Source organism: Micromonospora sp. CA-111912 (genome assembly GCF_050948415.1).
Lineage (GTDB): Bacteria > Actinomycetota > Actinomycetes > Mycobacteriales > Micromonosporaceae > Micromonospora.
In genome coordinates, this window is sequence record NZ_CP192007.1 from 51,396 (window position 1) to 65,645 (window position 14,250).

General features: G+C 71.6%; 11 protein-coding genes. 5 read left to right on the plus strand and 6 right to left on the minus strand.

Translation table 11 applies throughout. The features are described from left to right. Positions 1–8: 8 nt before the first annotated feature. On the plus strand, positions 9–2,600 hold the full coding sequence (gene alaS, locus ACQPZO_RS00220; protein WP_433345904.1) for an alanine--tRNA ligase: 2,592 nt from the start codon (positions 9–11) through the stop codon (positions 2,598–2,600). A 78-nt stretch (positions 2,601–2,678) separates the two neighbouring features. On the opposite strand, the gene ACQPZO_RS00225 is transcribed toward alaS, so the two are convergent. From ACQPZO_RS00225 to ACQPZO_RS00245, 5 genes are all read right to left on the minus strand, one after another. Beyond that, positions 2,679–4,013: a nucleotide sugar dehydrogenase gene (locus ACQPZO_RS00225; protein WP_433345906.1), complete on the minus strand. Its 1,335-nt coding sequence runs from the start codon at positions 4,011–4,013 to the stop codon at positions 2,679–2,681. An 87-nt stretch (positions 4,014–4,100) separates the two neighbouring features. Then, positions 4,101–4,376: a phosphopantetheine-binding protein gene (locus tag ACQPZO_RS00230; protein WP_433345908.1), complete on the minus strand. Its 276-nt coding sequence runs from the start codon at positions 4,374–4,376 to the stop codon at positions 4,101–4,103. Further along, positions 4,366–5,427, minus strand: coding sequence for an LD-carboxypeptidase (locus tag ACQPZO_RS00235; protein ID WP_433345909.1), 1,062 nt, complete (start codon positions 5,425–5,427; stop codon positions 4,366–4,368). The genes ACQPZO_RS00230 and ACQPZO_RS00235 overlap by 11 nt, the downstream gene beginning before the upstream one ends. Positions 5,428–5,461: 34 nt before the next feature. After that, positions 5,462–7,411: a prolyl oligopeptidase family serine peptidase gene (locus tag ACQPZO_RS00240; protein ID WP_433345911.1), complete on the minus strand. Its 1,950-nt coding sequence runs from the start codon at positions 7,409–7,411 to the stop codon at positions 5,462–5,464. Then, positions 7,408–8,160, minus strand: coding sequence for a phytanoyl-CoA dioxygenase family protein (locus ACQPZO_RS00245; protein WP_433345913.1), 753 nt, complete (start codon positions 8,158–8,160; stop codon positions 7,408–7,410). The genes ACQPZO_RS00240 and ACQPZO_RS00245 overlap by 4 nt, the downstream gene beginning before the upstream one ends. A 714-nt stretch (positions 8,161–8,874) precedes the next feature. On the opposite strand from ACQPZO_RS00245, the gene ACQPZO_RS00250 reads away from it, so the two are divergent. The 3 genes from ACQPZO_RS00250 to ACQPZO_RS00260 are packed head-to-tail and all read left to right on the plus strand — an operon-like array spanning position 8,875 to position 11,034. Continuing rightward, positions 8,875–9,642, plus strand: coding sequence for an SGNH/GDSL hydrolase family protein (locus ACQPZO_RS00250; protein WP_433345915.1), 768 nt, complete (start codon positions 8,875–8,877; stop codon positions 9,640–9,642). 1 nt (position 9,643) lies between these two features. After that, on the plus strand, positions 9,644–10,090 hold the full coding sequence (locus ACQPZO_RS00255; protein WP_433345917.1) for an imidazolonepropionase-like domain-containing protein: 447 nt from the start codon (positions 9,644–9,646) through the stop codon (positions 10,088–10,090). A gap of 41 nt (positions 10,091–10,131) precedes the next feature. Continuing rightward, complete coding sequence (locus tag ACQPZO_RS00260) at positions 10,132–11,034, plus strand: sulfurtransferase (protein WP_433345919.1); 903 nt, start codon at positions 10,132–10,134, stop codon at positions 11,032–11,034. Here the strand turns inward: ACQPZO_RS00260 and ACQPZO_RS00265 are convergent. Continuing rightward, a complete protein-coding gene (locus tag ACQPZO_RS00265; RefSeq protein ID WP_433345921.1) occupies positions 10,950–12,341 on the minus strand; it encodes an MFS transporter in 1,392 nt (463 codons plus the stop codon). The genes ACQPZO_RS00260 and ACQPZO_RS00265 overlap by 85 nt on opposite strands. A 119-nt stretch (positions 12,342–12,460) precedes the next feature. On the opposite strand from ACQPZO_RS00265, the gene ACQPZO_RS00270 reads away from it, so the two are divergent. Continuing rightward, entirely contained in the window at positions 12,461–14,248 is a 1,788-nt protein-coding gene (locus ACQPZO_RS00270) for an HSP90 family protein (protein WP_433345923.1), read from the plus strand. The last annotated feature ends 2 nt before the right edge of the window (positions 14,249–14,250 follow it).

A 14,250-nucleotide genomic window follows, 5' to 3' on the forward strand; every position in this document is an offset into this window, starting at 1 on the left:
GTAGTTCCGTGTCCGGTCCGATGACCGCGGATCAACTACGATCAGCGTTCCTGCAGTACTTCGTCGAACGCGGCCACACCCGGGTGGCATCCGCGGGCCTGATCCCGGCCCACCCGGCCGCTCCGCTGTTCACGAACGCCGGAATGGTGCAGTTCCTTCCTTACTTCTTCGGCGAGGAGGCCGCGCCGTACCGGCTGGCCACGTCCTCGCAGAAGTGCGTCCGGGTACGCGGTAAGCACGACGACATCGAGGCCATCGGCCGGACCACCCGCCACCTGACCTTCTTCGAGATGCTCGGCAATTTCAGCTTCGGGGACTACTTCAAGGAAGGCGCGATCTCCCACGCCTGGCACTTCCTGACGGAGGTGCTGGGCATGCCCGCCGACCGGCTGTGGGCCACGGTGCACCACAGCGACGACGAGGCGGCGCAGCTCTGGCGGGACGTCGTGGGCCTGCCCGCCGACCGGATCCACCGGCTGGGCGAGGACAACTTCTGGGAGATGGGCAGTACGGGCCCGTGCGGGCCGTCCTCCGAGATCTTCTTCGACAAGGGCCCGGAGTGGGGTCACGAGGGCGGGCCGGCGCACGGCGGCGAGGAACGCTACGTCGAGATCTGGAACCTCGTCTTCATGGAGTTCAACCGGCCGGAGAGCGGCGAACTCGAACCCCTGCCCCAGCGGAACATCGACACCGGGGCCGGCATGGAGCGGATCCTGCCGATCATCCAGGGCACGAACTCGGTTTTCGAGACCGACGTGCTGCGGCGCCTGATCGGCGACGCCGAGCAGCTCTGTGGCGCGACGTACGGGTCGGACGCGGAGCGTGACGTCAGCCTCCGCATCGTGGCGGACCACTCCCGCGCCATCTCGTTTTTGATCGCCGACGGCGTCGTGCCCTCCAACGAGGAGCGCGGGTACGTGCTGCGCCGGATCATCCGGCGGGCCGCCCTGCACGCCCAGCGGGTTGGCGCCCGTCGGGGGGTACTGGCGGAGATGGCCGGCCGCGTCGCCCAGGTCATGCACTCGGGGTACCCCGATCTGACCGAGGTGATCGACCAGGTGCAGAGCACCCTGGAGCGGGAGGAGCACCGGTTCCGGGAGACCCTCTCGCTGGGGCTCGGGATGCTGGACAGCGCGGTTCCCGCGGGGTCGACGACCATCCCCGGCGAGGTCGCCTTCAAGCTGCACGACACCTACGGTTTCCCGATCGACCTGACCCGCGAGATCGCCCGGGAGCGGGGACTGGGCGTCGACGACGCCGGGTTCGAGGCCGCGATGACGCAGCAGCGCACCCACGCCCGCGCCGATGCGAAGGCCGGCGCGGTCGACAACGGTGCGGCCAACGCCAAGGTGGTCCGGGACGAGCACGGCGTGACCGACTTCCTGGGGTACGAGACGCTCGCCACCGAGGCGAAGGTGACCGGGGTCTTTCCCCACTCCGAGCCGGGTCGGGTGGAGGTGTACGTCGCCGCGTCCCCCTTCTACCCGGAGGGCGGCGGCCAGATCGGCGACACCGGTACGATCACCGGTCCCCGTGGGCACGGCCGGGTGCTCGACACCGACGCGCCGCTGCCGAACGTCATCCGCCACCAGGTGGAGGTGGAGCAGGGCACCTTCGGTGTCGGCGAGACCGTCGCCCTGGCGGTCGACGCCGATCGGCGTGCCTCGCTGCGGCGCAGCCACACGGGTACCCACCTGCTGCACTGGGCCCTGCGCAAGGTGCTCGGTACGCAGGCCCGCCAGCAGGGATCACTGGTCGCACCCGACTACCTCCGGTTCGACTTCAACCACCACTCCCCCCTCACCGACGAGCAGCTCCGCGAGGCGGAGAACCTGGTCGCGGAGCAGATCCGCAGCAACGGCGGGGTCGAGATCAAGCACTCCAGCCAGGCGGAGGCGAAGGCTGCCGGGGCGATCTCGTTCTTCGGCGAGAAGTACGGCGAGGTGGTGCGGGTGATCCGCGCCGGAGAGCACTCGATGGAGCTCTGCGGCGGCACCCACGTCTCCGCCCTGGGTGAGATCAGCGAACTGGTGGTGACGTCGGAGTCTTCCGTCGGCGCCAACCTGCGCCGCATCGAGGCGTTCACCGGTGCCCGGGCGTTCGAGGAGAACCGCCGCCAGCGCCAGCTGCTGAAGGCGGCGGCCGGCGCGGTCCGCACCACGCCTGACCAACTGCCCGCGGCGATCGGGCGGTTGCAGGAGGCGCAGAAGGCCGGGGAGCGGGAACGCCGTCAGCTGACCGCGCAGATCGACCGGTACCTGGCCAGGGACTTGGCCCGGGAGGCGGACGGCGGGCTGATCGTCGCCCGCTGCGACGGCCGCGACCAGGGGCAGCTCAAGAGCCTCGCGCTGGCCGTGCTGAACGAGCCGGGCATCTCGGCGGTGGGTCTCATCGGATCGGCGGACGGCAGTTCGGTCGCGCTCGCGGTCGCGGTCGACGACCGGGTCGGCGACGCACCCTCCTTCGTCCGGGCGGCGGCAAAGCTGGTCGGTGGGGGCGGCGGTGGGCGGGACCGCCGCATCGCCGTCGCCGGGGGACGCGACCCGAGCCGTATCGACGAGGCGCTCAAGGCGCTGCGTGAGGCACTCGCCTCGGCCTGATCGGCCAGGTGCACGGGGCGGGCTGCTCGACGGCCCGCCCCGTGCCGTCCTGGCCAGGAGCCGGGCCGGGCCGTACGGTCACAGCCGCTCGACGTTGGGCGCCGCCGGCACCCGGTGCACCGTGTCGAGCACGAGCCGGCACTGCTGCCAGTCGATGGTGCCGTCGAGTGCCTCGTGCGGCGTCACCAGCACCACGCAGTCGTACTCGTCGAGCGGAAGCTTCTGCACGTCGAGCGAGCTCAGGACGGTGCCGTCGATGTCGAGTTCGGCCACCCACGGGTCGCAGTAGTCCACTGTGGAGCCGCTGGCGAGCAGCCGGCCGATGATGCTCAGGGCCGGTGCGTTACGCAGGTCGGGCACGTTCGGCTTGTACGCCACACCGAGTACCAGCACCCTGCTGGTCTCGATCGGGGTGCCCACCCGCGCCAGCATCTCCGCCACGCGGACGGCGACCTTGAGCGGACGGGCACTGGCCTGGCGGTGCGCGGCCTCGATGATCGGCATCGGCACGGCCTGCCGCCCCGCCTCGGTGATGAGGAAGAGCGGATCGACCGGGATGCACTCGCCCCCGATCCCGGGCCCCGGCCAGTGCGGCAGGTACCCGAAGGGCTTGGTGGCGGCGGCGCGGATCACCTCGTCCACCGGGACACCTAGTTTGTGGCAGAGGTCGGATATCTCGTTCGAGAAGCTGATGTTGACCAGCCGGGCGCTGTTCTCCAGGAGCTTGCTCATCTCCGCGACCGTCGCGTCGGACAGCTCGGTGACCTTCATGGAGATCGACGTCAGCACGGTCGCGGCCCGACGGGTGCAGGCCGCGCTGACGCCACCGACCACCCGGGGGGTGTTGGTGATCGTCCAGCCGTCCCGGTTGGCCGGGTTGACCCGCTCGGGCGCGCACGCCACGAAGAGGTCCCGGCCCAGGGTGAGCCCGGTCTCGGCGGACAACCGCTGCGCCCAGCGCCGGGTGGTTCCCGGTGGCACCGTCGACTGGAGCACGACCACCGTGCCCGGTCCGATCATCGGCGCCAGTGAGGCGAAGGCGCTGTCCACGAAGGTGAGGTCGGGCTGCTCGTCGGCGGTGACCGGGGTGGGGACGGACACCATCACCACGTCCGCCGAGCCCACATCCCGGGCGTCCAGGGCGAGGTGGAGGCGGTCGGCCACGGCGCGGAGCTGCTCGTCGCTGATGTCCGGCAGGTACGACCTGCCCCGACGGAGCTGCTGCACCTTGACGTCGTCGATGTCCACGCCGTGCACCGTGAAGCCGGTGGCAGCGAAGGCATGCGCGAGCGGTAGACCGGTGTAGCCGAGGCCAACCACCGCGATGGTCAGGTCGCGGTCCAGGGCCCGCTGGTGAAAGGCCCCCTCGTCGCTGTAACTGGTCGAATTCGTCGGTTCCGTGACAACGTTCATATCTTCTCGCCCTCATACGCACCCTGCGCGCCTCCGGCGCCCACGGGCGGTTCTGCTGTCGCCCCGGTTCTCCGTTCCGGCGGATGTCTAGCGGCCGGCGGTCATCTCGTCCCGGTGGTGCTCCGTCTGGGGGCGCTCGACCACGGTGCAGGCTCCGGCGATGGCGGCGGGTGTGCCCTGGTCGAGGAACTGCCGTGCGGGCACCCTGAGGCTGTGGGTGTGGCGCAGCAGTGCGATCGCCTGGACCACGAGCAACGAGTGCCCGCCCAGCTTGAAGAAGTTGTCATCCGGGCCGACCTTCTTCCCGAGAACCTCTTCGAAGACATCGGTCACGGCCGCCAGGTTGCTGTCGTCAGCGGACATCTTTGCCTCCACGGATGTGGTCGCCGTACCCGGCTTTCTCCCCGTCCCGGTAGATGACGCCCCGCTCCGAGTCGAGGACCAGCCGGTCGCCGTAGGGAAGTACCCACGCCGGGTCGTAGTGCCCGCAGTCGCCGCCGACGAAGATGGGGAAGTCCGTGCCGCCGAGGTGCCGGTCGACGAACCCCCCGATCAGGGTCAACCACTCCTCGTAGTCGACCCATGGGTTGTCCCCGATCAGCATCCCGTTCAACGTGCGGAAATCGATCAGCTTCGCCAGCTGTTCGAGGTGCTCGTGGGTGTACGGCAGCTCCGGCTTGAGGGGGTCCCACCACAGCACACAACCGGTGGGGTCCAGCAGCTCCGCCTCGATCAGCCTCGGGAGGACGCTCAACTCCGCGCCGAGCAGGGGGCCACTGCCCACCCCCGGACGGAGCCAGTCGTGGTGGCCGGATCGGGGGCGTTCCAGCGGAGTCTCGTCCTGGGCCAGCGACCGCCAGTTCCGGCCGCCCAGTGTCCGGGAGGCCGACACCTGGTACGTGACCGGATCGTCGGCCATCAGGACCTGGCGGAACGAGGTGAGGGTCTCCCCGGGGACGGCCAGCTCCCCGAACTGGAAGACGTAGGTCACGCCGACGAAGGAGGAGACCCGGGCCCGGTTCTCCAGGAAGGCGCTGAGCACGATGTTGTCCGAGCGCCCGATCAGCGGCTTGGGGTTGTCGGCGAACACCGACGGGGAGAGGTGGGGCAACAGCTCAGCCGAGGTGGAACCCCCGGCGGCACAGAGCACGGCGGCGACCTCCGGGTCGGCGAAGGCGCCGTGCAGGTCGTCGGCGCGCATCTGCGCGGTGCCGGCCGACCAGCCGTCGTCCGAGACCTCGAAGCAGTTCGGGGAGAAGTCGACCCGCAGGCCCAACCCCTCCAGCGCGGCCTTGGCCCGCTCGGCCCGGACGGTGGCGAAGGCCATGGAGGGCAACGCGGGACTGATGATCCGCACCAGCGAGCCGGGGGCCAGCGGGGCCGGTCGCAGGATGTCCAGTGTCCGCTCCGTCATCGATTCGTCTCCTACAGATGAAACCGGTCGGTGGTCACAGCCGCGCCTCCTCCATCGCCCCGGACCCGGGCGACCCGGCCGGCGCGAACCCGAGGACCGCGCCGTAGAAGGCGAGTTCGGTGCGGGCGACCGTACGGATCGTCTCGGCCAGCCGGAACCCGTGCTGCTCACCGGGAAACTCGACGTACTGGTGCGGGACGCCCCGGTGTCGCAGCGCCTCGGCCAGCCGGGCCGTCTGGTCCGGCGGCACCACCCGGTCCTCGGCGCCCTGGAAGAGCAACAGCGGCACCCTGAGCCGGTCCAGGTTGAACAGCGGCGAGCGCTCCCGGAACCGGTCGATGTCCCGGGGCAGGCTGCCGATGAGGAACTCCAGGTAGGACGACTCGAACTTGTGGGTACCCGCGGCTATCGAGGTGGCGTCCGCCACCCCGTAGTAGGACACCCCGACCGCGAAGAGGTCACCGAAGGTGGCCGCGCAGAGCGCGGTGAAGCCACCCGAACTCGCTCCCTTGACGACCAGCCGGTCCGGGTCGGCCAACCCCAACTTCACCAGCCGGCGGGCCGCGTGCTCGCAGTCGGCGACGTCGACGACGCCCCAGCGGCCGCGCAGCGCCTCCCGGTACCGGCGTCCGTGGCCGGAGCTGCCCCGGTAGTCGACGTCCGCCAAGGCGAAGCCGCGGCTGGTCCAGAACTGCACGGCGTAGTTCAGGGCCGGGCTCGCCGAGAACGTCGGTCCGCCGTGACAGAGGACGATCAGCGGGGGCAGTTCCCCGGGCGGTGCGGTGAAATCGCCGTTGCGGGGCGGGTAGTACAGCATCCGTGCGGTGGCGCCGTCTGTCGACTCGTACTCGAGGTAGCGCGGCGTCGACAGGTACTCCGGTCCGACCAGCGTACGGCGGCTGCTCCGCAACACACGGTGTTGCCTGCCGCCGGTGAGGTCGAGTTCCACGACCGCACTCACCTGGTCCGCCGAACCACACACCGCGACCGCGCGACTTCCGGCGACACACAGATCGGTGAAGGAGGTGAAGCCCGTATCTACCGGAACGAACCGCTCCCCGTCCGGTTCCGACAGGCCCAACTGACCACTGTTGTCGCTGGTCCACACCGCGACCAGGGTGCCGTCGGCGAGAAAGCCGTAGGGACGCTCCCCGAAGTGCCACGACGGTTCCGCGAACTCCGCGTCCAGACCGCCGACCCGGTACCCCCGCACGCCGTCGTCACGGTAGACGTTCCAGAAGCCGGACCGGTCGGACACGTAGTGCAGCGTGCCGTCCGGGGCGTAGCCGGGGTGGACGACCGACTCCGTCCGGCTGCCGGCCACGAGTCGCGTCCCGACCAGGTCACCTGACGGGCCGAGAGTGCCTTCCCACAGCTCGGTGCCGTCCCACGGCATGTTCGGATGGTCCCAGGTGAGCCAGGTGAGCCGGGACCCGTCGGGCGAGAACCGGGGTCCCGTCACGAAGTCGTGTCCGCCGCAGAGCGGCACCGGGTCGGCTGCGCCCGAGGTGGGAATCGCGACGATGTCGTGTCGTACGCCCTCGTCGGTGTGCCGTTCCCGGATGCAGACCAGTCGGCTCCCGTCCGGGCTGAGGGTGAGATCACCGAAGCGCACCCGGCGGTCGGCAACCGCGGGGGTTATCGGCCGGGTGGACCCGTCGTCCCGGTCCATCCGGTAGATCCGCTGGTCGTCGCCGTTGACGAAGAAGATGTGCCGCGACGACCCGGCGTAGGCGAGGCCGCCGTACTCGTAGACGAGGCTGCGGACGCTGAACTCCGAGGTGGTCACGTCCGTGGGCGGCCCGTCCCCGACCTGCTGGACCAGCACGTAACGGCCACCTTCGGCCGGCCGCAGCTCGACCCAGAGAACCGCTGGTCCGACGACCAGCGGACAGCTCGGCACCACCCGGTCCTCGGCCAGCAGGTCCTCGCTGACGGGGGACTTCCAGGATCCGTACGGTGCCGTGGTGGCGACCGATCTCACCAGTGGAACCCGTCGAGAAGCTCCACGATCTCCGGGTCGCCGCTCGCGCGGAGCTCGTCGGTGAGCGCCGAAGACACCGGCACACCACGGGTGATCTCGCTCTTGAGCCAGGACGGCGAGTAGCCGAACAGGATCAGCCGGCGTCGTCCACAGGTCTCGGCGGTCGGCTCGGTACGGTGCCACAGGTTGCCGTGCATCAGGATGCAGTCGCCCGGCTCGAAGTAGAGCTTCTGCTGACCGGGCTGGTCCGAGGAGTCGTTGGGCAGCTTCAGGGTCGTCTGCTGGTGACTTCCGGGCAGCACACAGAGCGCGCCCTCGTCGGCGCCGACCCGGTCGAGGTAGATGAGGCCGTGCACCTGGTGGGGGTACACGAAGTACGGCGGCATCGGGTCGGGGACCACCCGCAGGTGGATGTGCCAGTTGACCCCGGCGTTGGCCACGCCCTCGAAGGCCATCCGGGCCTCCACGCCGAAGGCGACCTGGGGACCGAGCAGGTAGCGCGCCACGGAGAGGGTCGGCTGGTAGCGGATCAGCCGGTGGAAGACCTCGTCCTTGTCCAGCAGGGCGCGGACGTACAGCCCGTTGTTCGGCAACCGCTCCGCAGTCGGGTGGCTGATCTCCTCGGCCGCGATCCGGTCCAGGGCCGCCCCGAATTCCGCGATCCACTCCTTCGGGACCAGCCCTCGGCGCAGCAGATACCCGTCCTTCTGGAACCCGGCCAGCTCGTCCTGGGTGGCCTCGACCTGCACGGAACGAACGGGGTAACCATTATTCCGGTCATTGATGTGGTACTCGACTTCAAAGCCTCCACCGGCAGACGTCTCGCTATTTGCCACCATGTGGTAAACCCCTAGTCCAATGTTAGGTCACGCAACGCGTAAATGGAGGTTACGTTACGCAACCAACGGTCAAAGCCGGTAGCGGCGAGGTCGGAAATCCAGTTGAATCGAAGATTCATCGATACAGCGTGGAGCCATCAAAGCACATGTGGCGAGTTTACGGAACCCCGGTCAGGCGACCCGATACGGCTCCGACCGGGCGCAGGTCAAGCCCGGGCGACGGTTGCAGAACGAATTGCAAACAGTGCGCTCTGCAATCGCGTTATTGCGCCGATACAGATTGTGGACCGATCCGTGAGGAAGCGTCCACGCCCTTTTACCCACAAGGCTCTCGGCAGGCGGACCATGGCCGGATTCCAGCCAGGACTGTCACCGGGCAGCGACCCCGACCGAAGTCACGGCCATGACGGCGAAAATCGGAAGAACAGAACGCACTCATCGAGCAACGTGCGCGGATAACGCCCGGGGATCTGCCTGCCTGGGCGACCGGCCGCTGGTCCGCCCGCACCGGCTCACGGGCGCTCCCTGGGACCTGTGACACGTCCCCCTCGGGCCGGTGCCCGGGGCAACCGCCGCAGTGCCAGACTGATCGCCACGGAACGATCCGAGGACACGGGAGGCGGCGTGCGCTGGCGCAGTTTCGTGGCGGTGGGGGACAGCTTCACCGAGGGCATGGACGACGCGTACCCGGACGGCTCCTACCGTGGCTGGGCGGACCTGGTGGCCACCCGGCTGGCGGCCGGGGCCGGCCCCGACTTCCGGTACGCGAACCTGGCGATCCGGGGCCGGCTCTTCCCCAACGTCGTGGCCGAACAGGTGCCGGCCGCGCTGGCGATGAAGTCCGACCTGATCAGCTTCGCGGCCGGCGGCAACGACGTGCTGCGCCGCACCTTCGACCCGGACGCCCTGGCGGCCCGCTTCGACGACGTGGTCGGCCGACTGCGCTCGGGCGGCGCGGACGTGGTGCTGTTCCGGTTCGCCGACGTGATGGCCCGGCTGCCCGGCCAGCGCCTGGTCGCCCCCCGGGTTCAACTGCTCAACCAGGCGGTCGGGGCGACCGCCGAGCGGCACGGCGCGATCCTGGTCGACCTGTACGCCGACGACACCTTCCTCAACCCGATGCTGTGGAGCACCGACCGGCTGCACCTGTCGGCGGCCGGGCACCGGCGGGTCGCCGCGCAGGTGTTGACCGCGCTCGGGATCGGCTGCGACGAGGAGTGGCTCATGGTCCCGCCGCACCCGGCGCCGACGCCCTGGCTGGCCGCCCGCGCCGCCGACCTCCGTTGGGCGGGCCGGCACCTGGCCCCGTGGATCAAGCGCCGGCTGACCGGCCGGTCGTCCGGGGACACGGTCACCGCGAAGCGGCCCCGACTCGGCCCGTTCGCCGACTGACGTGCCCACCCTGCACGCCGCGCGGCTGCTGCGGCACACCCTCGACGATCCGCCGGGGCCCGGCGGGGCCGTGCTGGTGGCCGGGAGCCGGATCGAGGCGGTCGCGCCGCTGGACGAGCTGCTCGCGGCGTACCCAGGGGTGCGGGTGCGGCGGTGGGCCGGGACCCTCGGGCCGGCGCTGGTGCACGACGGGCCGCTGCCGGCCGCCCCCACCCCGCGCGAGCGGGTGCACGCGCTGTTCCGCTCCGGGGCGGCGGCGGTTCCGGCCGCGCACCTCACCGACCCGGGCCTGCGGGCGGCGGCGGTCCGCGGCGACGTCGCGGTCCTCGATCGGGTACGGCCGCCCGCGCTGGTCGTCGGCGGACGGGCCGACCTGGTCGTCTTCGCCGACGACGGAACCTGCCTCGCCACGGTGGTGGCCGGCCGACTGGTGTACCGCCGGGCCTGACCGTCCGCATCCCGTCGGGGAACCGGCGTACTTTGGGACTCATGCCTGTGCCGAGCGATCCCGACCCGCGCCTCCAGTCGTACGCCGACCCGCAGCGGCTGGTCACCACCGAGTGGCTGGCCGAGCACCTGGGCGACGAGGGGCTGGTGGTGGTCGAGTCCGACGAGGACGTGCTGCTCTACGACACCGGGCACATCCCGGGTGCCGTGAAGGTCGACTGGCACACCGAGCTGAACGACCAGGTGACCCGGGACTACCTGGACGCGAAGAGCTTCGCCGAGCTGTGTGCCGCCAAGGGCATCGGCCGCGACGACACAGTCGTCTTCTACGGCGACAACTTCAACTGGTGGGCCGCGTACGCGCTCTGGGTCTTCTCGCTCTTCGGGCACGCCGACGTGCGGCTGCTCGACGGCGGCCGGCAGAAGTGGGCCGCCGAGGGGCGCGAGCTGACCCGGGACAGGGTGGCCCGGCCCCGCGCCGAGTACCCGGTGCCGCAGCGCGACGACGCGCCGATCCGGGCGTACCGGGAGCAGGTGCTGGCGCACGTGGCCGCCGGACGGCCGCTGGTCGACGTGCGCTCGCCCGGCGAGTACACCGGCGAGATGCTACACATGCCGGACTACCCGCAGGAGGGCGCGCTGCGCGGCGGGCACATCCCGGGTGCGGTGAACAAGCCGTGGAAGGCCGCCGCGAACGACGACGGCACGTTCAGGTCCGCCGACGAACTGCGCGCCATCTACGCCGACCAGCTCGGGCTCAGCCCGGCCGACGACGTGGTGGCGTACTGCCGGATCGGGGAACGGTCCAGCCACACCTGGTTCGTGCTGCGTCACCTGCTCGGCTACCCGCAGGTGCGCAACTACGACGGCTCGTGGACCGAGTGGGGCAACCTGGTCCGGGCCCCCGTCGTGCGGGGCGAACAGCCGGGCGGCCTCGCCGGCTGACCGGCGGTTCCCCTGTCGTGGGGACGCAGGGTCCACCAGCCGACGGCGGCGGCCACGACGAACACCCCGGCGGCGGCCCAGCCCACCGGCACCAGCCCGTACGCGCGCCCGGCCAGTCCGGCCAGCGTCGCGCCGACCGGCGCGGTCAGCAGCCCGGCCACCCGTTGCGTCGAGCCGACCCGCCCCAACAGCGCGGCCGGTACGTGACGCTGGCCGTACGACGTCCACAGGCTGTTCCAGAGCGCCGTGCCGGCGGCGAAGGCGGCGAGCGCGAGGCCACCCGGTACCGGGTGGCGGGCCAGGGCGAGCCCGGTCAGCGCCACGGCCTGCCCGACCAGCACCAGGCGCAGCACGGGCAGCGTGCCGAACCGCCCGGCCAGCCGCCCGGCCGCCAACGCCCCGGCCAGCCCGCCGCCGACCGCTCCGGCGAGGAACACCCCGTAAACCGGCTCGGGCACGCGCAGCACCTCCAGGGCGTACAGCACCAGCACCGCCATCAGCCCACTGATCGCCAGGTTCGTCACGGCCGTCAGCACGGTGACCCGCCCCAGCACCCGGTCCCCCCACACCCACCGAACCCCCACCCAGACCTCGCCCCACACCGCCCGCCTCCGGGTGATCTTGCACTTGTGGCCCGCATCCTGCCCTTTTTGTGGTGATCCGTCGGGGCCGCAAGTGCAAGATCGCGGAGGTTGGGTGGGGGCGAGGGCCAGGGCGAGGATGGCGGCCACGGCGAAGGTGGCGGCGTCGAGGGCGAAGGGGAGCGGGGCGGCGGCCGTGAAGAGGAGGGCGGCCACGGGGGCGCCGACGAGGCCGCCCGCCACGGCGGTGCCGGCCTGGAGACGGCCGTTGGCGGCGGCGAGCCGGTCCAGTGGCACCACGGTGGGCAGCACCGCGAAGCTCGCGGCGTCGAAGAACGCCCCGAGGGCCGCGAGCAGGAACGCGACCAGCGCCAGCGCGCCGATGCCTGCCCGGCCGGTGGCGACCAGCGCGGCCAGGCCGGCCACCACTGCGGCCCGCAGCCCGTCCACTGCGGCCATCGTCCGGCGGCGGTCCCAGCGGTCCGCGTAAACGCCGCCGAGCAGGCCGAACAGCAGCGGCGGGAGCTGCCCGGCGACGGTCACCACGGCCACCGCCCGGGGGTCGCGGGTCAGCGCCGCGGCCAGCAGGGCCAGGGCGGGGGTACGCAGGCTGTCGCCGAACCGGGAGGAGACGGCGGCGGACCAGAGCAGCCGGTAGTCGCGACCGAGGCCGACTGGGCGGGGCGCGCCGGGAGCGGCGTGGCCGGCCGGGGCAGTACGGGTCATGCGGCCGACCCTCGGGGCTCAACCCGGTCGAGGGTCAAGTTCCGGCGTACGGGGGGACAGCCGGCCGTCGGTGATCACCGGTACGGTGAGCGCCGGCACCGGACCGGGGAGCAGCAGGCGTGGACCGCACCTTCCAGGTCGACCTCCGAGGCGTGGTCGACCTGCTCAGTCATCATCTCTACGGCAGCCCACGGGTCTACGTCCGTGAGCTCATGCAGAACGCGGTGGACGCGATCACCGCGCGTCGGGCCACCGAGCCCGACGCCCCGGCGTTGGTCCGTATCGAGCCGCCCGAGCTGACCGGCGACGGCACGCTGCGGGTGCACGACACCGGCGTCGGTCTCACCGAGGCGCAGGTGCACGAGCTGCTGGCCACCATCGGCCGCAGCTCGAAGAGGGACGAGCTGGGCTTCTCCCGCCACGAGTTCCTCGGCCAGTTCGGCATCGGGCTGCTCTCCTGCTTCCTGGTCGCCGACGAGATCCGGGTGGTCACCCGGCACGCCGACGAGCCGACGGTGCTCTGGACCGGCTACTCCGACGGCCGGTACGCCGTCGCGACCGCCCCCGCCGGGCAGCGGCGGGCCGAGCCGGGGACGACCGTGACCCTGGTGCCGCGCCGCGACGCCGGCCAGTGGCTGGCCACCGCGACGGTCGCCGACCTGGCCCGGCTCTACGGCTCGCTGCTCCCGGTCACCGTCCGGGTCGGCGACGTGGTCACCACCGCCGGGGACCCACCCTGGCCGACCGCGCCCGGTACGCCCGCCGATCGCCCGGCCCTGCTCCGGTACGCCCGCCAGCACCTCGGCGTCGACCCGTTCGACGTGGTGCCGCTGTCGGTGCCGGAGGCGGGGCTGACCGGCGTCGCGTTCATCCTGCCGACCCCGGTGAACCCGGCCGCCCGCGCCGGCCACCGGGTGTACCTGAAGCGGATGCTGCTCACCGAGCACGCCGACGGGCTGCTGCCCGACTGGGCGTTCTTCGCCCACTGCGTGGTGGACGCCAGCGAGCTGCGCCCCACCGCCAGCCGCGAGGCGCTCTACGAGGACACCCTGCTGACCGCGACCCGGGAGGCCCTGGGCGCGCAGGTGCGCGGCTGGCTGGTCCGGCTGGCCCGGCACGACCCGCGCCGGCTCGCCGAGTTCCTCCAGGTGCACCACCTGGGGGTCAAGGCGCTCGCCCTGCACGACGACGAGATGCTCCGCCTGGTCGACCAGTGGTGGCCGATGGACACCAACGTCGGCACGCTCACCCTGGCGGAGTTCCGCCACCAGCACGGCCTGATCCGGTACGCCGCCAGCCTGGACGAGTTCCGCCAGCTCGCCGCCGTCGCCGCCGCGCAGGACCTGGCCGTGGTCAACGCCGGCTACACGTACGACACCGAGCTGATCGAGCGGCTGCCGACGGTGGACCGGTCGGCGCTCATCGAACGGCTGGAGCCCAGCGACCTGACCACCCGCTTCGACGCCCTCGAACCGCAGGTGGAGCTGGCCCTGCGGCCGTTCCTCGCCGGGGCGCAGCGGGCCCTGGAACGGCTCGGCTGCGAGGTGGTGATCCGGGCGTACGACCCGGTGTCGCTGCCGACGCTCTACCTGGTCAGCCGGTCGGCGGCGTTCAACGACCAGCTCGCCGCGACCCGGGACCGGACCGACGAGCTGTGGGGCGGGGTGCTTGACGCGCTCGCCGCGTCCGCCCCGCCGGACCGCCCGCAGCTCGTGCTCAACCACCGCAACCCGCTGGTCCGCCGGGTCACCACCCTCGACGACCCGGAGCTGGTCGGGCTCGCCGTCGAGGCGCTCTATGGGCAGGCCCTGCTGCTCGGGCACCATCCCATCCGCCCGGCCGACGCCGCGCTGCTGAACAGTTCCTTCCTCGGCCTGCTCGGCCGGGCCGTACCGGGACGGGAGTGAGG